General features: G+C 59.2%; 21 protein-coding genes and 2 pseudogenes. 15 read left to right on the top strand and 8 right to left on the bottom strand.

Annotated elements, in window-relative coordinates; genetic code table 11:
• The first annotated feature begins 433 nt into the window (after positions 1–433).
• Entirely contained in the window at positions 434–706 is a 273-nt protein-coding gene (locus ABD928_RS05600) for a thioredoxin domain-containing protein (RefSeq protein ID WP_345166883.1), read from the top strand.
• A gap of 543 nt (positions 707–1,249) precedes the next feature.
• Positions 1,250–2,191, top strand: coding sequence for a hypothetical protein (locus ABD928_RS05595; RefSeq protein ID WP_345166880.1), 942 nt, complete (start codon positions 1,250–1,252; stop codon positions 2,189–2,191).
• Between the two features lie 311 nt (positions 2,192–2,502).
• Here ABD928_RS05595 and ABD928_RS05590 read toward each other — a convergent pair whose 3' ends face one another.
• The 3 genes from ABD928_RS05590 to ABD928_RS05580 form a co-directional block, all read right to left on the bottom strand.
• Complete coding sequence (locus ABD928_RS05590) at positions 2,503–5,049, bottom strand: excinuclease ABC subunit UvrA (protein ID WP_345166877.1); 2,547 nt, start codon at positions 5,047–5,049, stop codon at positions 2,503–2,505.
• 105 nt (positions 5,050–5,154) lie between these two features.
• Positions 5,155–5,469 (bottom strand): putative quinol monooxygenase, encoded by a 315-nt coding sequence (locus ABD928_RS05585; protein WP_187716008.1) that lies wholly within the window; start codon positions 5,467–5,469, stop codon positions 5,155–5,157.
• A gap of 36 nt (positions 5,470–5,505) precedes the next feature.
• On the bottom strand, positions 5,506–6,321 hold the full coding sequence (locus tag ABD928_RS05580) for a TMEM175 family protein (RefSeq protein WP_223276752.1): 816 nt from the start codon (positions 6,319–6,321) through the stop codon (positions 5,506–5,508).
• Between the two features lie 86 nt (positions 6,322–6,407).
• On the opposite strand from ABD928_RS05580, the pseudogene ABD928_RS05575 reads away from it, so the two are divergent.
• The 8 genes and pseudogenes from ABD928_RS05575 (at position 6,408) to ABD928_RS05540 (ending at position 11,029) form a co-directional block, all read left to right on the top strand.
• Positions 6,408–7,241: pseudogene (locus tag ABD928_RS05575) on the top strand (aldo/keto reductase).
• Between the two features lie 345 nt (positions 7,242–7,586).
• Entirely contained in the window at positions 7,587–7,823 is a 237-nt protein-coding gene (locus ABD928_RS05570) for a hypothetical protein (protein WP_187716009.1), read from the top strand.
• A gap of 13 nt (positions 7,824–7,836) precedes the next feature.
• Complete coding sequence (locus ABD928_RS05565; protein WP_187716010.1) at positions 7,837–8,013, top strand: hypothetical protein; 177 nt, start codon at positions 7,837–7,839, stop codon at positions 8,011–8,013.
• A 785-nt stretch (positions 8,014–8,798) separates the two neighbouring features.
• Positions 8,799–8,996 (top strand): annotated as a pseudogene (locus ABD928_RS05560) (cold-shock protein); the annotation flags it as partial.
• 454 nt (positions 8,997–9,450) lie between these two features.
• On the top strand, positions 9,451–9,714 hold the full coding sequence (gene infA, locus ABD928_RS05555) for a translation initiation factor IF-1 (RefSeq protein WP_187716012.1): 264 nt from the start codon (positions 9,451–9,453) through the stop codon (positions 9,712–9,714).
• The gene (locus ABD928_RS05550; RefSeq protein ID WP_187716066.1) at positions 9,671–9,970 is read left to right on the top strand and encodes a hypothetical protein; all 300 of its coding nucleotides are present in this window, start codon (positions 9,671–9,673) and stop codon (positions 9,968–9,970) included. The genes infA and ABD928_RS05550 overlap by 44 nt, the downstream gene beginning before the upstream one ends.
• Positions 9,971–10,033: 63 nt before the next feature.
• Positions 10,034–10,216, top strand: a complete 183-nt coding sequence (locus ABD928_RS05545) for a hypothetical protein (RefSeq protein WP_345166869.1) — start codon at positions 10,034–10,036, stop codon at positions 10,214–10,216.
• Between the two features lie 603 nt (positions 10,217–10,819).
• Positions 10,820–11,029 (top strand): hypothetical protein, encoded by a 210-nt coding sequence (locus ABD928_RS05540; RefSeq protein ID WP_187716013.1) that lies wholly within the window; start codon positions 10,820–10,822, stop codon positions 11,027–11,029.
• A 235-nt stretch (positions 11,030–11,264) separates the two neighbouring features.
• On the opposite strand, the gene ABD928_RS05535 is transcribed toward ABD928_RS05540, so the two are convergent.
• The 4 genes from ABD928_RS05535 to ABD928_RS05520 form a co-directional block, all read right to left on the bottom strand.
• A complete protein-coding gene (locus ABD928_RS05535; RefSeq protein ID WP_345166866.1) occupies positions 11,265–12,119 on the bottom strand; it encodes a beta-1,6-N-acetylglucosaminyltransferase in 855 nt (284 codons plus the stop codon).
• Positions 12,120–12,348: 229 nt separating this feature from the next.
• Positions 12,349–12,531 (bottom strand): hypothetical protein, encoded by a 183-nt coding sequence (locus tag ABD928_RS05530; RefSeq protein ID WP_187716015.1) that lies wholly within the window; start codon positions 12,529–12,531, stop codon positions 12,349–12,351.
• A gap of 421 nt (positions 12,532–12,952) precedes the next feature.
• On the bottom strand, positions 12,953–13,315 hold the full coding sequence (locus ABD928_RS05525; protein ID WP_187716016.1) for a DUF3768 domain-containing protein: 363 nt from the start codon (positions 13,313–13,315) through the stop codon (positions 12,953–12,955).
• A gap of 104 nt (positions 13,316–13,419) precedes the next feature.
• Positions 13,420–14,031, bottom strand: a complete 612-nt coding sequence (locus ABD928_RS05520) for a hypothetical protein (protein WP_187716017.1) — start codon at positions 14,029–14,031, stop codon at positions 13,420–13,422.
• A 289-nt stretch (positions 14,032–14,320) separates the two neighbouring features.
• On the opposite strand from ABD928_RS05520, the gene ABD928_RS05515 reads away from it, so the two are divergent.
• On the top strand, positions 14,321–15,355 hold the full coding sequence (locus ABD928_RS05515; protein WP_187716018.1) for a YaaC family protein: 1,035 nt from the start codon (positions 14,321–14,323) through the stop codon (positions 15,353–15,355).
• An 8-nt stretch (positions 15,356–15,363) separates the two neighbouring features.
• Entirely contained in the window at positions 15,364–15,882 is a 519-nt protein-coding gene (locus tag ABD928_RS05510; RefSeq protein WP_187716019.1) for a hypothetical protein, read from the top strand.
• A gap of 15 nt (positions 15,883–15,897) precedes the next feature.
• Here the strand turns inward: ABD928_RS05510 and ABD928_RS05505 are convergent, their stop codons facing one another.
• A complete protein-coding gene (locus ABD928_RS05505) occupies positions 15,898–17,076 on the bottom strand; it encodes an IS1 family transposase (RefSeq protein WP_187716020.1) in 1,179 nt (392 codons plus the stop codon).
• 120 nt (positions 17,077–17,196) lie between these two features.
• Between ABD928_RS05505 and ABD928_RS05500 the strand changes: the two genes are divergently transcribed.
• From ABD928_RS05500 to ABD928_RS05490, 3 genes are all read left to right on the top strand, one after another.
• Positions 17,197–17,409: a hypothetical protein gene (locus ABD928_RS05500; protein ID WP_187716021.1), complete on the top strand. Its 213-nt coding sequence runs from the start codon at positions 17,197–17,199 to the stop codon at positions 17,407–17,409.
• A complete protein-coding gene (locus ABD928_RS05495) occupies positions 17,409–18,032 on the top strand; it encodes a hypothetical protein (protein WP_187716022.1) in 624 nt (207 codons plus the stop codon). The genes ABD928_RS05500 and ABD928_RS05495 overlap by 1 nt, the downstream gene beginning before the upstream one ends.
• 82 nt (positions 18,033–18,114) lie before the next feature.
• On the top strand, positions 18,115–18,312 hold the full coding sequence (locus ABD928_RS05490; protein WP_187716023.1) for a hypothetical protein: 198 nt from the start codon (positions 18,115–18,117) through the stop codon (positions 18,310–18,312).
• Position 18,313 lies beyond the last annotated feature (1 nt).

Below are 18,313 nucleotides of genomic sequence, written 5' to 3'. Positions count from 1 at the left end.
GGTTGAAACCGAAGTAGACAAGCTCCTGCGTTTCCTTGCCGATGCGCGTTCCACACCATGGGCAGAACTGGATGAAGCAGTCGTAGCGACCGCTCGACGTTAGCAACATCGTCGCCGCTCCCGCAGTCGGATGTAGCTCGACAAGTGCGTCCGGTAAGTCGATCTCAGTGACGCGCTTATAATAGTCGCGTCCCTTCGCAGCTCTTCACAGCACGGATTCAGCATCACGCCGGCGTCTCATGGTGCGCTAGTGTACGCAATGGGTCGAAAAGCGGTCGTTGGACGATGCCCGTGGCCTAGCTGCGCTGGAGTCCGCCATGCCAACGATCACCGCTTTCGAATCTTCCCCGGGGTAAGGGGCAGGGCCACGCCCGTGACATGCGCCTTAGCTGGGCCTTTGAGGAGGTCGGTCGGCCCTACGGAGCTGCGTTCGTTGGAAGTCCTCAAACAGCCATGCTACCTCTCGCTCAACCCCTTTGGCAGCATCCCCACCTACGAGGAGGGGCGACTCGTCCTTTTCGAGTCAGCGCGGCCTCCTCATGGTCACTGTGCTTCGGCGCTGGAGCCGTCGAACTTTCCTGGCACCCGCAACATCGTGGAGGAATCCTCAAACCTCGCCGATTACGTTGAGCGGGGAAAAAGTCGACCAGCGTTCCAGCGAGCGTTTGAGGCGCAGTTTGCGGTGTTTCAAGGCGCCAAAAATTGATTGCATCGGTGTCGTGCACAGCGCCGAAGCTGCGAAGCCTGCTGACCAGTGATTACGCCAACTCGGTGATGGCAGGAATGGGGCCAAGGCTGTCGCGGCGCGAAAGGGTAGAAAGCCGCCACTTCATTGTCACGCCGCACTTTAAGCGTCGTCGGTAGGAGTCCGTTTGGCGCTGGCGCTGAAGGCAAGCGCCAAAGCAACACCCACTCCGATCCCTATGGCGACATTCTTCAAGGCAAAGCCAACCGCGACACCTATGAAGATTCCAGCGATAAACCCATTGCCTCTGTTCATGCCGCCTCCGTGCTTAAGTGAATCTATCGCCGTTGGGCGATTGGCTGCAATGGGTCGAAAAACGTCGCGGCAAGTTTGGGGGAAAGCGGACACTCTGCTTGAGCCGACTCTCGTGGAGCAGACTTGGATAAGTCGAGCGTTCGCTTCCATTCGGTGCTACGAGACGGCAATTGGGCGGCTTCCCTCCCGTAAGCATACGCCTGGCAGAGAGACCATCGAGCTCCCGCTTGCCAATCAAGGAGCCAAGTTGTGAATCAACAGCCGGAGCCGAAGAAGATCCTTCTTCAAACGACCATCCCGACAACCGAAGACGATTGGTCGATCGCGCGCTTCAGCAGCCTTGCTGCGCTGCTTCGCGATGCGCGCGATGAAAGCGGCAACACTCTCTACGAAGTGACCGCGCGCGATCGCGATCCGCCCGGGAGGCCGGACCCGGTGCTATCGACCATCGATGGAAGCGACTTCGACGAGCTTTGGCTGTTCGCAGTTGATACCGGGAACGGTCTCACAGAGGAGGATTGCGCTGCCATCTCCCGCTTCAGAAAGAATGGCGGGGGACTGCTCGTGACGCGCGACCACATGGACTTGGGGTCATCAGTCTGCACCTTAGGCGGCGTTGGAAAGGCGCATTACTTCCATTCCAAACAGCCGGATCCGGACGTCAGCCGTCGCAAGCGCGACGACCCTTATACGGCCGACATTGATTGGCCGAACTTTCACTCCGGGGCGAACGGCGATTTTCAGGAAATCGAGGTTGTCGGGGAGGCCCATCCCGTGCTCGCCAACGAACGATCACCTATGGGCTCGATCCACTTCCTGCCGTCTCACCCTCACGAGGGCGACATCGGCGCTCCGAAAGGAGAGGATGCGCGGGTTATCGTGAAAGGGAAGAGCAAGGCGACCGGCGTCGACTTCAACATCGCTGTCGCCTTCGAGCCTGGCAAGCATGGCGGCGCAGCGATTGCCGAAAGCACCTTCCACCACTTCGCCGACTATAATTGGGACCCGCAGGCCGGCTGCCCAAGCTTTGTCAGCGAAAAGCCGGGTGACGGCCTGCTGCGAGTGCCACAAGCGATGGCGGACACGCACTGTTACGCGCTAAACATCGCAAGCTGGCTGTCCGGCGCCTTGCGGACACAGCAGAAGACAACACGCGCCGCCGCGCTGGCGGGCGCCATTCCGGCAGACTAACTCGGCGGCTGCTCGGGACGCGCCGTCCTCAGTTCTTGTGCTGGCAGGGCTTGAGGAGGCTCTCGATCGGGCGCTCACAGAGATGCTAACTGCGCTTTAGCGGCAGAATCGGCGAAAAAGACGTTCGCTCTGCTCAGCTAATGAAGCCACCAATCTGGAAACAGTCGGCATTCCGACCAACTGATCGAACCTCCCTGGGGAGGGGGTTTGTGGTGGTCGTTGGTATCTGAACCAGTGCAGCTTATGCGGGTCGCACAGTAACTCCACGATATCGCGCAGATTGCTTCCCACGGAGCGTCCCCAATCGTCGCTCAGGCCGCGCTTGCGACCGGCTCCTCTCCCAGCGCGCGCCGTAGATAGGTTGCGGTGCAGCTGGTCTTGAACGACGCAATTCTTGCCGGCGGGCCTGCGATGACAATACGGCCGCCATCTTCACCGGCACCGGGGCCGATGTCGATCACCCAGTCGCTCGCCGCTGCGAGCTTCATGTCGTGGTCGACGAGGATGACGCTGTTCCCGGTGTCGACCAGGGTCTGCAGCTGGTTGAGCAATCGCTCGACATCGGTCGGGTGGAGTCCGGTGGTCGGCTCGTCGAGCACATAAAGCGCGCCGCCGCGCTGCGCGCGCTGCAATTCGGTGGCGAGCTTGACCCGTTGCGCCTCGCCGCCGGAAAATTCGGTCGCGGGCTGGCCGAGACGCAGATAGTCGAGCCCGACCTCGCGAAGCACTTTGAGCGACCGGCAGACATTGGGCGCGTCGGCGAAGAAATCCCACGCTCCCTCGACGGTGAGGGCGAGCACATCGGCGATGGACTTGCCGCGATAGATGATTTCGAGCGTCTTCGGATTGTAGCGGGTGCCGTGACAGACCGGGCAGGGCGCGTAGACGCTCGGAAGGAAGAGTAATTCGACCATCACGAAGCCCTCGCCTTCGCAGCGCGGGCAGCGGCCCTTGGCGACATTGAACGAGAATCGGCCGGCGTCGTAATGCCTGGTCCTCGCCTCGGGAGTCGCCGCGAAAAGGGCGCGGACATGGTCGAACAGCCCCGTGTAGGTGGCGAGGTTCGAGCGCGGGGTGCGTCCGATCGGCTTCTGGTCGACCTCGATCAGGCGCCTGATGTCCTCGATTCCGCCGACGATCCGGCCCTCGCTGGGAGCGGCTGGACGGTCCTCGAGCAGGGCTTCGGCATCTTCCGGCTCCTCAACCGGTGCCGCAGCGCCGAGGGCTTCGCCGACCAACTCAACCAGCGCCTGGCTGACCAGGCTTGATTTGCCAGATCCGGAGATCCCCGTGACCGTCGTCAGCACGCCGAGCGGAAAGGCGCAGTCGAGCGCCTTGAGATTGTTGCGCGTCACCCCTTCCAGCCGAAGCCACCCCGCCGGTGCACGCAGCCGGCTCGGCACGCCGCCCCCCTCGGCGAACAGATGACGGCGCGTCTCCGAGGCCTCGACGCTGCGCAGTCCCTCGATCGGGCCGCTATAGAGGATCTCGCCGCCATGCTCGCCGGCGGCCGGGCCGACATCGACGATCCAGTCGGCACGGCGAACGACGTCCATCTCATGCTCGACGACGAACAGCGAATTGCCGACCGCCTTCAATCCGTCGAGCGCACGCAGCAGAGCCTCGGTGTCGGCGGGATGGAGCCCAGCCGAAGGTTCGTCCATCACATACACGACCCCGAACAGGTTGGAGACCACCTGGGTCGCCAGCCGCAGCCGCTGGAGTTCGCCCGGCGACAAGGTCGGGGTGCTCCGCTCCAGCGTCAGATAGCCGAGGCCGAGATCGAGCAGTACCGACAGTCTGCGGCACAGATCGCCGGCGATGCGCTCGACCACCAACGCCTTCTCGGGGTGCGTCTTGCGCAGCGCCTTCAGCTTGCCGGCTTTAGCCTCGGCATAAGGCGCGAAGATCTTAGAGAAGCGGGCCATGGGCAGGCGGCCCATCTCGGCGATGTCCAGCCCTTCGAACCGAACCGACAGGGCTTCCGGCCGCAGCCTTTTGCCGTGGCAGACCGGGCAGGCGCGGCCGATCATAAAGCGGGCCGCTCGCTTCTTCATCATCGCGCTCTGGGTGGTCGCATAGCTGTGGGTGACATGGCGCTTTGCGCTTGAGAACGTGCCCATATAGGCCGGCTCGACTTTCCGGCGGATCGCGCGCTGGATCTCGTCATGGCTCCAGCCGGGATAGACGGGCACCTGCGGCTGCTCGTCAGTGAACAATATCCAGTTGCGCACTTCCTTCGGCAGGTTGCGCCACGGCGTGTCGACGTCAATCCCTAGACTGATCAGAATGTCGCGCAGATTCTGGCCACCCCAGGCCGTCGGCCAAGCGGCGATGGCGCGCTCCCGGATGGTTTTCGAAGGTTCGGGCACCATCGAGGCTTCCGTCACCTCGTGGATCCAGCCGAGACCGTGGCAGCGCGGACAAGCCCCTTCGGGCGTGTTGGGCGAGAAGGATTCCGCATCGAGATGCGGCTGTCCGCGCGGATAGTCGCCGGCGCGCGAGTAAAGCATGCGCAGCAGATTAGAGAGGGTGGTGACGCTCCCGACCGATGATCTCGTCGTTGGCGATCCGCGCTGCTGCTGAAGCGCCACCGCCGGGGGCAGGCCCTCTATCTCGTCGACCTCGGGCACCTCCATCTGGTGAAAGAGACGGCGGGCGTAGGGCGAGACCGATTCGAGATAGCGGCGCTGGGCCTCGGCATAGAGAGTGGAGAAAGCGAGCGACGACTTGCCCGATCCCGACACGCCAGTGAACGCGACGAACGCGTCGCGTGGGATTTCGACATCGACATTCTTGAGATTGTGTTCCCGTGCACCGCGCACACGGACGAAGCCGGAGACCTTAGCATCTGTCACGCGGACCACTCCTCTTCGGATTGAGCGACCGAGCCCGTCGTGCTGCGTTGAAGGGGGCGATCATCTTTGACACCGGATTACGGAAATCGGACGCGGGTCTCGTGGCTAAAATGCTTCCGCCACTGCTTCCTTGGACGCCAGCAGCTCGGCATGCTCGATTTGGGGGACGTTGCTGAGCAAATTCGGGGCGTGGGCAATCAGCGCCTGGCCGACCTTTCCGGCCAAATGCGCCAGCCGATCCTTCTCGCTTCCGAACGTGTCGAAGATCGCGAAGTCACGCGGGCCGAACTTGACGGCATACCAGTCGATCGTTCCCTCCTCCTCCATGACGTTGTCAAGCGCGCTCCTGAGGAACTCTTCGACCTCGTCCTCCTTGCCTTCCTTCGCCTTGAGGCGAACGAACAATGCACGGTCAATCATCAGCTTTCTCCTTCTTCGATAGATGGGAACTTGAAGCTACGAATCCTCTTTCTCTTCGCGGCGCGGTTCCTGCCCGGGCCGATAGCGCGGGCTGGGCTGCGGAATGAGGAACCAGGCGACTGTAAGCATGGAAAGTCCGGCGCCGATCTGTGGCGCCGCTGCCGCCACGGGCACCGCTGCGATCAAAATCAGCGTCGCGATGCCGTAACGTCGCGTCATCTGCTTCAGAAAGTCTGGCGCAAGGCGATCGTCCATCACCCTACGCTCGCCCGACATTCCGTAGAACCATTTCATCATCCAGACGACCGCCGTGGCGGCCATCCCGACGGTCAGCGTCACCGCCGCCGCCGGCTCGGACGGGGTGCCGAATTGATAGCACCAAACCCGGATCGGATAGGGGGTCACCACGATCGCCAGCAGGAACAGAAGGTTGATCAGCCCGAAGACATGATCGCTGCGCGCGTAGATCCGGCCCGTATAATGGTGCTGCAACCAAAAGGCGCCGATGGTGATGTAGCAGAGTAGCAAGGCGAGATGCTCGCGCCATTGCTCCGCCATGGCGATGCCGAGGCTCGTATAGCCGTGTGGCCCATCGGGAGCGCCCGGCGGCTTGATCTCGACGATTAGCAGGGTGAGCGCGATCGCAAACACCCCGTCCGTGAAGCCTTCGAAGCGAGCAAGGCCCCGAATCGCGCCGTAATTCTTCGCCATGAGGCTATCCCATCTGTAGGCCAACAGATGGGACGGCATGAAGTTGCCAATGCCGTTCAAAACCGCACGCTCCAAGTGCTGGTCATCGCCGGGGATGTTCGCGGCGAGCCGGATCGGAGACGCATTCGGAACGAAGCCCACTCACCACGGATTTAGTGAAATGATCGCTGTCAACGACGGCGAAACTTCCGTCGAGGCGAGCCTCAGGGCAACATCAGGAGTCGAGGATGCAGTTTCGGCAGTTTGGCCTAACCGCGCAGGACCTTCCGATCGTCGGCCAGGGCACTTGGGAGATCGATGAGAGTAAGCGGGAGCTTGCCATTGCAGCGCTCCGCCGCGGCCTCGACGAGGGCATGACACACATCGACACCGCCGAAATGTACGGCGACGCCGAATTGCTGATCGCGTAAGCGATCGACGGCCGACGCGACGAGCTGTTTCTCGTCTCGAAAGTCCTTCCCCAGAATGCGATGGCCGATAGGGTAATCGCGGCGTGCGAACGCTCGCTGTCACGCCTCGGGACGGATCGTCTCGACTGCTACCTGCTGCACTGGCGCGGCCGGATTCCGCTGAGTGAAACATTCGCGGGATTCGAGCAGTTGACGCGTTCAGGTAAGATTCTCGCCTGGGGCGTCAGCAACTTCGACGTTCCCGATCTCGACGAAGCGCTTCACATTGCAGGCCCGGGCAAGATCGCCTGCAACCAGGTCCTCTACAATCTCGAAGAACGGGCAATCGAGCATGAAGTCATCCCGTGGTGCGACCGGCACGGGACGGCAGTGGTCGCCTACAGCCCGTTCGGGCACGGGAACTTCCCCGGCGAGCATTCGCCGGCAGGACGAGTGCTCGCGGAGATTGCGGCGGCCCACGATGCGACGTCCCGCCAGGTCGCGCTCGCCTTTCTCGCTCGCTTGACGTTCGTGATTCCTAAGGCGTCGAGTTCAAAACATGCCGGCGAAAACGCCGCCGCAGGCGATCTCAAGCTGTCCGACATCGAACTGGCGCGTATCGACGCTGCCTTCCCTCGCGGGCCAAAACCCGCAGGTCTGCCGATGCTTTAGCAGCTCATCGCGGTTTGAAAGGGCTTCGGAATTTATTTTCGGTGATCCGCCGTTCCGCAACTGTCTGCACTTGGTGGGAAGCGGACATTGCTTCTAAATACAGTATTGCGCGTTGGTAAGCTGTCGCGTCCATGGTACATGAATACATCGCGCGGAATTCCCTCTTTGTAGGCGTGCGCGACTGAGAGTCGAAGTGCTCCCGCTTACAAGTCGGGAGTCGGCCATGAATGAAGTTGCCTCCGATAACGGCAGCGCGGAGGCAAATGGAGCGGGTACCTTTATTCCAGCGCAAGTGACGCTATCGCCGCAGCGAAGCATGGATCTTCAGCGGGGCGGTGCAGTGTGATGTCCAGCACGAGTAGTAGCGATGAAACGTCAATTGTCGACTACTGGCATGAATGGGAGATCAAGGGCGCTGAGAGGCAAGTCGTCCTTTGCGTCGAAACCGACCTCGAACTCGATCCGGGTCGCGACGGCTTTGACCGGGTGCAGCTCGATGCATTGCTCCACCAGGCCTCCGAGCTCATGAAAGCCAGCCCCAGTCCGATCGATTTCATCCGTATCGTGCAAGCCGAGAATTAGGGCGGTCGGCACCATGTACCGACTGAATCTCTACAGCGGAAACAAGCTCACCCGCACAGAGCTCCTAGAAGCGCCGCTGGAAGAAGCCAAGGAGTTGGCGGTCGCGGCGATCGGCCTCGAAAAAGCGCATCGGGTAGAATTGGTGAACCGGGCCGGGTCGGTCATCTTTCAGCGCTGGGCTGTCTTGTAGGTCGCGCTCGCCGGGCGATCTCCAGCTCCAGCTCCGAAATCAGGTGCTTCAGCCCGTTCGACGGCAAGGCCACGCAGGAGGACAATTCGGTCCGTGCGTGCGATACGAGGTCTGACCAGAACTTTATGGTGTCCGCGTGAACCGGACGTTGCCGCAAGCGACCGGCGCTGCGAATTGCCGAGATGAGGTTTCCCTCGGTGCTGCCGTGTAACTTCATGTTTCCCACCTTAGAATGGCCGAGATCCCGACATTCGCTTCGACGCATTGGGCGGGCGACGAACTTCTCGCTGAGGTTCGGAAAAATCTCGCGCGTCAACTTGGGCGATCCTTCGCCTGAGGCCATGGGACTTACCATGCGGGCGTCGTTCCTGTTCTTCGCTACGGAGATGAGCGCGGCGTAGGCGTCGGCCAACTACTGATGTGCAAGGCGCGACCTGCCGCAGGCAGCATTGTCGGCGTTGAACAAGGAGACTTGTTGCCTTCTGTAAGATAATTGAGGTCCATAAGACGCTCCCAAAACGCCAGCGGGAACGCGATCGGTCTCTCAGCTGCGCAAGCCTGTCGAAGAAATCGCGCGATGAGGGCCATTAACACGATTCAACATCTAAACCTAAACATCGGAATGACTTTCGTTCCCGGCTTACAAAGCTGCCCATTGGCTGCTACATATTTGAGGCTACCAGTCTACAACTGACGGTTTTTGGCGCTTAGCGGCCCTTTTTCCTTCTCACGCAGCTTCTAGCAGAGGTCGCCGATGTCCGGCGCCCAAAGGAAGGGAAATCAAAATGCCGATCGGCACCGTAAAATTCTTCGATACCACCAAGGGCTTTGGGTTCATCCAGCCCGACGACGGCAGCAGGGACGCGTTCGTGCACATCAGCGCCGTCGAGCGGGCGGGCATGAGTGGGCTCTGCGAAAACCAGCGCATTTCCTATGATCTGGCCGAGGAACGCCCGGGCAAGATGAGTGCGATCAACCTGAAGGTGGGGGACGAGACGGCCAGTTCGGACCAGCCGTCTCCTAAATCGGACGGAGTATCAACCGAACAGGACTTACTTTCGAAAGGCTCCTAGCTTGGCCAAGCGTCCCAGGCGGGTAAAGCCGCACCGACGGCCTCCAGCAGCTCCAAACGAGTTCCGCCAGGTCGGTGACGCGCAATCGGACGGCACTGATGATTGGATCGATACGATGGTTCGACGCAGCATCGGCCTGCACGGCCCATAATGTTGGCCAGACTGCTACTCCGTCTTCGAAAGGCTTCAAATGGTTTCCTCTCACAGCAACATTCATCAGCTTCGGCCAAGGCTTCGTCTAGTCTCAGCGACAGAGACACCGCGAATTGCTTCGCGGCCGCGCTTCACCTGCCTGAGCGTCGCGGCGGATGAAACTGATCACGAGCAAGGATCTTCGCTCACGACTTCGCCAAGTCATTAATCCGTGGCGAAAGAAGAGCTGCTTACAGTCGAAGGCGTAATCGATGAAATTCTACCCGACGGGCGCTTCGGTGTTTTGTTGGATAACGAGCATAAGATCATTGCTTACACGGCAGGGAAGATGCGCCGTTTCCGGATACGGTCCATCGTCGGGGATCGAGTCCATGTCGAGATGACTCCCTATGACTTATCGAAGGGACGAATCGTCTATCGGGAGAAGGTGGTTGGGCACCAACCCGGTCCCCGGCGGCGGCAGTTCCGACGATGAGCGCGATAGTAAGCCTAAGGTTCTGTTCCCGATGAACCGTCTCACCAATTCAACCAGATGCGATCCAGGCATCCTAGAGGCACTTATAGCCGATAGGGCTCCGCCACAGGTCGTTTATGCCTACCGCAAAACAGGTTTGATCGTGACGGTAGAGTCTCGGGAGACGCTCGACGAGCACGACCGCAAGATATGGGACGCCGCGATGGTTGAATTTGCCAATCTCGAATGGGATGGGCAGCATTCAGATACTCACTGACGAGGGGACCCAATACAATTCAGGTTAATGACGGAAGTGCAGGTAGGGACTACCCAAATCCCGGTGGACCAAGAAGAGCTCTTTCGTGACGCCTATCTGCGCGGCGTTCGCGCTGCGATCGAAGAGACCTGCCCGTATATCCCCCAGCCCATACTTTTGGCGATCCTTCAGTGGTCGTCGGATCTGGATTGTTGGAAGACTGGCGAGCCGCCGCCTCCACCGTCCGAATGGGTCATCGAAGATTAGTTGATTGTTCAACGATGCGGATCAATAGGAAAGCCTGTGAGCCGTCCTCCGGCGGGACGCCAATTCCACATTGAGCGGTCGGGCAAGAGAGGCCTGTTCTCGGACCTGAACTGCTCTGAGTTTTGCCAAGCCAGCAGCTCCCGCAATTGACGGGCTTCCGCGTCCTCAAAAATCGTTCTCACCAAACTCGCTACCAAAATTGTCCACGATGCACGTTGGAACAACCTGACGACCGAATGCAGCACGTGCGGAAACCGCTGGGGCAGGTGTCAGGATCTATAGATGCGACGATGGGCGAGCGATTGAGCGTCGATCAACTTTTGGGTCACGGCGTTCCAATCCTGATCTAACAATCAAGGCTACACTGATTATGGTCGTGCTGAGCGCGAAAATTGTCGCGGCGATCGCAAACCAAAAATGCATCTTGGAGTCCTGATGACAGTGGTCCTTAACCGCGCGGCTTAGCGATGCAGTCGGCCCGGTGCGACGACCTGATTAGCGAGCATCCCAAATAGAGACTACGGGCGGTTCGGATTTGATGGTTAATAATCGGCCATTGAGGTACGAGCCCGATAGCCGCTGCTCTCGATCGAGGAGGGAAGAATGCGCGTCGCCGTGCTCGCTTTGGCAGTACTCTTCGCTGCTGATCCCGCCTATGCTTACATGGGTCCAGGAGCCGGACTTGCTTTCATCGGCTCGTTATTCGCGCTCATCGCCGCCGTGGGAATCGGAGCCTTGGGGCTGATCTGGTATCCATTGAAGAAACTCTTTCGATCTAATCGGGGTAGCGAAATGCCGGACCGCGACGCCTGAGCATGGGCAAATCCGACAAGGGACAATGACGGTCTGCGATTGTCGCTTACGAGTGATTCGAAGCACTCCCTCAGGCCCCTATATCGACGACTTTCTGGCGTCGCACTCTGCGCCTTTCCCAATCACCGACTCGGTGGTGACCTTTGCTCGCCTTGGCAGGTGCCTTTGGGTATTTTGATAGTCGGTGGCGCGGTCTTTTCTGGCTGATTCGAACCGGCATTACCGTAGCCTCAAGCTACCCAAGCAATGTACGATCGAGATCATCCAACACTGGCGCGCCGGGCGCGAACTTTCTTGCGAAATGTGCGCCGGACGCGAGAATCGGCGGCAGCTCTGCCTCGCCAAGCATCATCGGGTGGGCTCCTCCGCCATTCCACACTGCGAAGCGCCTGTTGTCGCGACAGATGGTAAGGCGGGGGGAATTGCAGAGGACTGTCTGATAGTAGCACTCTTCGGGAAATACTCGCCGAGTAAGATGGCGTGCCAATTTTCGGTGATTGGCCGTCGGTGAGAGCAGGACGTCGGCTGCCCGGCGGTTTGCCGTGAACCAATGATCGCCCCAGAACAGGCCAAAGTGGCTTGAGTATGGATGCCTCCCATCAATCGGCAGATGGAACGTGTGCCGACCTAGTCGGAGCCTGGGACGCGTCCTCAGCAAGGGTACCCACAATTGGCCCTTGTTATAGAACCGGTCCTTGGCTCTGTACTGCTCGGACGTTTCCAAGTGAGCGAGCGAAGGATTCCAGTCCCCGACAATTTGCGCCCTCGGTCGCGTCGGACCAAGCTGATGGACGTCGAGGAACGCATCGCATTCTGCAGCCTCCAACTCCTGCAGTACGGCATCGGCGCTGGATGTCGGGTAGTCGGCGCCGCTCAGAAGGCAGAACCAATCCGGATCATCCGAGGTGTAGAGAAGTTCCAGAGCAGCAAGGAACGCGCGGACCACGCTAAACTTTCCCCAGCCAGTGCGCAGAGACGGCGTGACCAGGCGTACGTTCGGGAGCACCTTCGCCACATCGAGCGGCGACTGTGACAGATCGTGGTGCCACGCGATGGGAGGGAAGTGATACATTCGGTTCAATGTATCCACGAGCCGAAGCGCTTGCTCGGGGTGGGCGTGCGAAAGAATAACGAACCCAACGGACGCTCCGGAACTCACTGACAAACTTGCCCTCCGGCACCACAACAGCAGGAACGGTACTCAATGCTCCGATGCTGTCCAGCCGGCTTGCGGGGCCAAGTACCGCGACAGGTCGGCCTCGACCTCTCAAAGGCCAATTTGAGGAGAAACCTCACGACGGGCTCAGACGCCTTTTGTTTTAGGCGCTCATCGCCAGGAACGTCGCCGGGTAGAACACGTGGCGAGCATCTCCTGAATCTCCGCAGACGCCCGTGACATTCTTCATCATCCACCAGGAACCACCACTATCGAACAAGGAAAAGCTCGAAGGCGAGTAGCCTTTGATGACGGAGTATCTGCCGCCTCGCATCAGCAGAAGCATGGCCCGTCTTTCCAGAACGGTTTGGTGGATGACATTGAATGCGTCACCTCGATCGGCGAGCGGCGACATCATAATTCGCTCAACTCGGACGAGGTGGCCCAAGTTACGCCTGGCGTGATCGCACAGTGAGTGAGCGAGCGAATGCCAAAGCGTCTTCCGCAGCCCGCAAATCACGGCTTGCTCAGGCGTGAGCCGACCGTTCAGGAATTGCAGGCCTATCCTCAAAAGTGCATGCTGATCGGCGGCGCTTATTCCTCGTGCAGGTGCCAGGAGTAGCCTGATGGCGTTTACAATGGCGAAGAGGCCGCTCAAACCCAGACAATCGTCGCCGTGCCAAAGCGGTTGAATCAGGCCCGATCCCGGGAGCTTTGCCGACGGAGGAGGGGCGCACTGGCCCCTCCCATCAAGACTGACAAACACCTCAGTATTCCTCGGCGAGCATTACGGTCAGGACGCGGTGGGTCTTGGTCGGGTCGGCTGGATCTTCTGAACCGAACATCAGATCCGGTGCGTAATAGTCAATTTTCCAAAGGAGCTCCGCTGACCAGAGGTCCATTGCTCCGAAGTCGCGCTCGCCATGAGGGTCGCTATCGGCATCAAAGTCCTGATACGCTGCCAGCCGGTGCAGTAGCTCGAGCGGATTGAATTCCCCCAGGTTCCTGATGCCACTAGTAATGAGCACGGTCCCGCCAGTCGCTGTCGTGCGGAGCTTGTCGTTCAGTCGTGCGATCTGTTCGGCTCGAGGAACGTTCGGAACGCAACTCGACTGTGCAGTGCAGTTCATTCTGACCTCCTTCGCTTGGTGGAATTTGGACGCGCAGCGTCGCCGGCACGCGTGCCGTTGAGTGGAGCCAACGGTGATGAAGCCGGCGCCGCAGCGCCGCGGAACTAGTGGTTTACGATTGGGTGGCCGCGGAATGCCGCAAGCCAGCCTTCACCGTCATACCGGTCAGAATCCAGAATGCCGGTGGCACAGGCTCGCCAAAGGATTGTGTCGACGGTGGCCACTCTAAGGTTCGCCTGGCGGGCCAGTCTCGAGCACATTCTCTGGACGGAGATCCTGTCTCGCCGTGCGAGCCTCGCCAAATGCACGTCGGGCTTGGCGACATCTAGGCCGAGGTCCTTAGCCAGGTGATACTTCGTGATCGGCCCAACCCAGGGAAGAGCCTCGCAGAAGGCGAGCTTGTCTTCTGCAGCGTGAAACTGGTCGAACAAGCACTGCCGCTCTGACCAAATGACCTCGATTGCTTGGGCCTTGCCCGGGTGGCCGAACACGCCCCGGACCGAACCGGACTGCTCCAGCGCCGCCATGCATCGACCAAAAATCTCTCGAGCGATCGAGAACTTCATTCCTGAATTGCAAACGACGTTGATGGCGATCCCGGCGAATTCACGGGCGTCAGCAGGCTGCCCGATCTGCTCGGCCCATTGAACATCCTCACCATGACCAGCTCGGACGACTGCCGCCTCGATCCTACGAAACCGAGACAGGGTAATCATGGGTGCCGCCCTCGGGCACCACGGCAATGACGCACGCGGTCTGGCAGGGAAGGGTCACTGACTTCGCCAGCCATCTCGTCCCCCTTGCCAAGTAAGCCAAGGCGCTGCGCTACAGCGTTGTGCAGGCTTAGCACAAAAGGTGAACAAATGTCAAGTTTTGGTTTTAATTGGTGGTGACTGATTTTCAGAAGCGTGTCACGGAGACTTAACATCGACGTGGAAAAGCTCGTGGAACTTCACGCCACGGCAGTTTGATTGCTTCTCAACAGCTGTGCTCTAAACCGCGGCCGTGACAGAGGTTCGGCTCGATCAGAAAAAACTCCGGCCGCATAAGGCGATCGTCACTGCACGCTTCGACATGCCGAACGTGCTCACGAATGACCCGTTCGTGTACGTGGACCTTTGGCTGCGCCGTGAGCACGCAGATGACGCTTTGTTTTTCTGGCGTCAGTCGGCGTCGTTCTACCGAAGCGCCGAGTCACTGCCGATCGAGGCCAAGCCGGTTGTTCTCTACTACTCGTTCATGAATGCCATAAAGGCGCTGTTGACTGCTCGCGGCATCACCTTTGCACCAAAACACGGGGTTGGTAGCCGCAATATGCGTCGGCCTGGCGGCAAGATCGTACTGAGCAATGAAGGCATTCGGATTTTCAACAGCGGCGTGCTTCCCGCGCTCTCAACCTACTTCGGTGAGACAGAGACCCGACAGGTCCACAGCTTGGAGGAGCTCCTATACAATCTCGTCCATATTCACCGGACGTATTGCCTCACATATCCCACCCGCAGGGACATCTTCCTGCCGCTCGTGGAACCTGTTTTCACCCGTGACGACATCACAGGAGAAACCAGATTCGAGGCGTACGTTGCCAACGATGTCGATTGGGAGGCTTACCGGCGGTATCTGCCCGCGAATTTCTTACATTATCCGCGTGGCGTGAAACGAGTAATCCAGTCCGTGGACTTTGTGGTAACCACCACCGCGACCAATCCTCAAACCGCCGATCTAGGCCATCTCCGCGATCTAAATCGCATCGTTAGGGGTCGCCTCAAGTACATCAAAGGAGCCTCAACCCTTTGGTATCTCAAAGTTGATACGCCGTCCGACATCGCGCGCGAACAGCTGACCATCACGCTGGCGGCGATGCACAGGTTGAGCGAACTCAGCAGATACCACCCAGCTCACTTGAATTCTTTGCTTAACGGGCAACGGAACTGGCTCCTGACGGAATTCATCCAGATGTCGCCGCCGCAGTTTATCGATGAAGTCGCCGCGGAAATGACGGGCTACCAGATACTAGTGCCCAACGTGCGACTACCCGTATAGCTGGGCATATGAAGGTCTATGTTGCGTGCGGGCTGACACATGTTCCGGCCGAGCATTTCGAACGGTACGTCGGCTACATCCATGCTCTCGCCTCGGCGCTTCAAGCAAGCGCCTCCGTCGAACAAGTGAGGTACGCTCTGGTCGATAGTGATCCGCAGTTAGAGACCAAGCCTCAAAACGAGCAGCCGGCGCTTTGTTACGATTGGGATCGTCGGATGGTCGAGGAATCGGACATCGTGGTGGCGGACGCGAGCTTCCCGTCCACTGGGATGGGCATTGAACTCCAGCTTGCCGACAATTCTGACACTCCGATCATCCTTCTAATCGGCGACTATGCGAACAACCGAGTACCCAGCCGCCGCTATCGCAACCCTGATCACAGTGAGCACCATCTACAGGTTGGCGCGGGCATCGTGACATTGATGGCGCTCGGAGTACCCTCAATCCGGCGGACCATCGAGTACGCGGAACAATCTGACGCGATCAGGGCCGCTGTAGAGGCCGTCGAACTTTACGATCAGGGTTGATTGCGCCTGCCCACATCAAAGCCTGCGGCCATAGCGGGTCAGCGTGTTGTATTGCCCGAGGCACTTCTTACAGATTTTGTGTTCGTCGGGTTCCTTCTCCGCAGCGAGAGCAGTTGCCTCCTCAAGAGTAGGAAGGCCGCACCAAAAGGTTATCTTCGAGCTTCCATCCATCCTGCCCAAACCGCCTTTGCAGGATGAACATTCAGCTTTGTGGATCATGGCTTTCTGGTGGTACGGCTGATGGACCACCCAAAAGCGCTTTTCCTGATCGCGCGCCGTCGGCTGTTCCAGCGACGGTTCGCTCTTCCCCTGGCGAGCAATGAACTCATCGGCGGCGACAATCATGTCTTCCGGAGTCCAGACACGATCAGTCAGGCCACACTCAATTGCTGCGGGAACCCGCTTGACCCAACTGGATGATCCATCGGTCGGACGCTTCGGCCGGGGAATCCAGCAGTAGTTCCGAAACATGATGGAAATTGCGAGCTGGCGCTCGTGATATTCCAAAGCCTTGGAGAATGCGTTCGTCTTACGTGTGAGGCGGCGGTTTGACTGCCGAACGAAGCCGTTCTCTCGTTCCACTCGCCAGGTCGTGATGTCTTCCAAAGCGGGTTGGCCGATAACAATCAGCCGATGCGCGCCTGCGAACTTGCTTCTCGGCGTGGGCTCCTCGTTATCATCAGTGTCGGTGTAGATTTTCGAATACTGACCGAAATTCACTCGATCCGCGAAAACGATCTCCGCCGCGTCACGGTACGCTTTCATTCCGTCCGACGCGATTGTCGGCCGACAAATGAAATCTCCTGAAGCGTCCTTTGCGAGACTGTTATCGAGCTTCCGAAAGAACTTCGTCGCATCGACCTTGCCACGAAGGCCGATGTGGTAGGTGATTACGAGGCTCGTGCGGCGATCTACTCCAAGATAGACCCAGCTGACCCCGCCATCGCCCCTCTTAAGGGCTGAACGACGATCGTTTTCGCCGACAAATGACCAAAGCTCATCGACCTGGATACGATCGCACGTGACGGGCGCGAGGTTTCGTTGATGGTCGATTGCCCAGTCCCCAACCTCACGCACAATCCGACTGATCGTCCCAAACGGCTTCCTAAAAACTCGCTCGCACGAGCGCATGGACATGCCCTCGCACAGCGAGTGCAAAATCAATGCCCGTTCACCAACCGATAATCTGTTCACCACCTCTCCGTGCCCTGTTGAACTCACAGGCTCTTTGACAACAGTTCCAAACCGGGTCAACACTCACGGTTTACTCGTGTTTTGCGAATCGACAGAACAAAACAAGAATAGAGGTTCGAAATGGGACGATTCACAATTTATCTGACGGGACATCCGAGCGGCCTGCCGGTCGAGATGGCTGCTGCATCCGTGAACGAAGTTGAACGGCTTGTCGGGTCAGGCAGGTTTGTCGCAGGCGAGTTGATCGACGTCCCCGACGAGTTTGGCGTCTGCTCAAACAGATCGGCACTCATCCCGCTTTCCCGAATCCAGATGATTGTGGAGTCCGACTGATGAGCGCTGCGCTTCAAGATCGGTTGGCCCGCGCGACACTCACCAAGGCCGAATATACGCCCGGCGAACTGGCTCGCATCAGCGCGCTCAGCACAGACATGCAGCGCGTGTGGAGACGACGGGGCCAGCTGCCGACTCGCAGCGCGGGGCACGCGCGCTTCAGCATCGCCGAAGCGATCGAGACGACTTTTCGCTACGCGCTAAGCAAAGTCGGAATTCCCCCAAGCGAAGTGCAATTGGACCTCTCGGCTGCCGCCTCCGCCGCGATGTTACACGCGGTCTTCACTCACGGAGGGTGTGAAGTGATCGGACCGGCAGATGAAGTCGATGAGTTCCTCACCACCTTCGCGGAGGACAGCGGTCAGCTTGGGAGCCTCCTCGTTGGTTGCCCAACGGCTTCACACTACCTGGTCCTAGATGAGTGGCACCAAGCGCGGATCGTTGACGATCCGTATCACCTCATCGCTGACACTGAAGAACTGAACGTCGTCTTTAATCTCGCCTTGATCGGTGCGCGCTTAGTCGAACGCGGACGCAAGCCGATCATCACCGTCGAGTTTCCTCAACGTCCGGGCCAACGCACCGTTCGGCGTCTTACGGGTATTGGCTCAAATGATAGCTGAGCGCTCAATTAGTAGCTGCTTGGGAAGCGCTTGTGATTGTTGAACTAAACAGCCATACCCGCCTGGCTCGGGGGGAGGCTAAATGGACCAAGTTACGAAGTTCGTGTCCGAGCATTGGGCAGCCATCTTGGCAGCAGTGCTTGCCATCATCGGCGGCGGTTTCGCGTTACGCTTCCGTTCGCACCGCCAGTCTGGCCGCAGCAACTATGTGGATCAGACAAAGGCCAAGGCCGGCGGCGATATCGTCGGCCGAGATAAGGTCACTCGGATCAACGACTAAG

The sequence above is a fragment of the Sphingomonas daechungensis genome (assembly GCF_039543105.1).
Lineage (GTDB): Bacteria > Pseudomonadota > Alphaproteobacteria > Sphingomonadales > Sphingomonadaceae > Sphingomicrobium > Sphingomicrobium daechungense.
The sequence above is the reverse complement of the archived record's forward strand: the minus strand, read 5'-3'. Positions and strand labels throughout refer to the sequence as shown.

Coding starts and splice junctions, on each gene's coding strand:
- ABD928_RS05495 (WP_187716022.1), top strand. CDS start 17,409: ATGAGCGCTGCGCTTCAAGATCGGTTGGCCCGCGCGACACTCACCAAG.
- ABD928_RS05490 (WP_187716023.1), top strand. CDS start 18,115: ATGGACCAAGTTACGAAGTTCGTGTCCGAGCATTGGGCAGCCATCTTG.
- ABD928_RS05525 (WP_187716016.1), bottom strand. CDS start 13,315: ATGAACTGCACTGCACAGTCGAGTTGCGTTCCGAACGTTCCTCGAGCC.
- ABD928_RS05510 (WP_187716019.1), top strand. CDS start 15,364: ATGAAGGTCTATGTTGCGTGCGGGCTGACACATGTTCCGGCCGAGCAT.
- ABD928_RS05500 (WP_187716021.1), top strand. CDS start 17,197: ATGGGACGATTCACAATTTATCTGACGGGACATCCGAGCGGCCTGCCG.
- ABD928_RS05530 (WP_187716015.1), bottom strand. CDS start 12,531: ATGCTTCTGCTGATGCGAGGCGGCAGATACTCCGTCATCAAAGGCTAC.
- ABD928_RS05570 (WP_187716009.1), top strand. CDS start 7,587: ATGTCCAGCACGAGTAGTAGCGATGAAACGTCAATTGTCGACTACTGG.
- ABD928_RS05540 (WP_187716013.1), top strand. CDS start 10,820: ATGCGCGTCGCCGTGCTCGCTTTGGCAGTACTCTTCGCTGCTGATCCC.
- ABD928_RS05520 (WP_187716017.1), bottom strand. CDS start 14,031: ATGATTACCCTGTCTCGGTTTCGTAGGATCGAGGCGGCAGTCGTCCGA.
- ABD928_RS05565 (WP_187716010.1), top strand. CDS start 7,837: ATGTACCGACTGAATCTCTACAGCGGAAACAAGCTCACCCGCACAGAG.
- ABD928_RS05585 (WP_187716008.1), bottom strand. CDS start 5,469: ATGATTGACCGTGCATTGTTCGTTCGCCTCAAGGCGAAGGAAGGCAAG.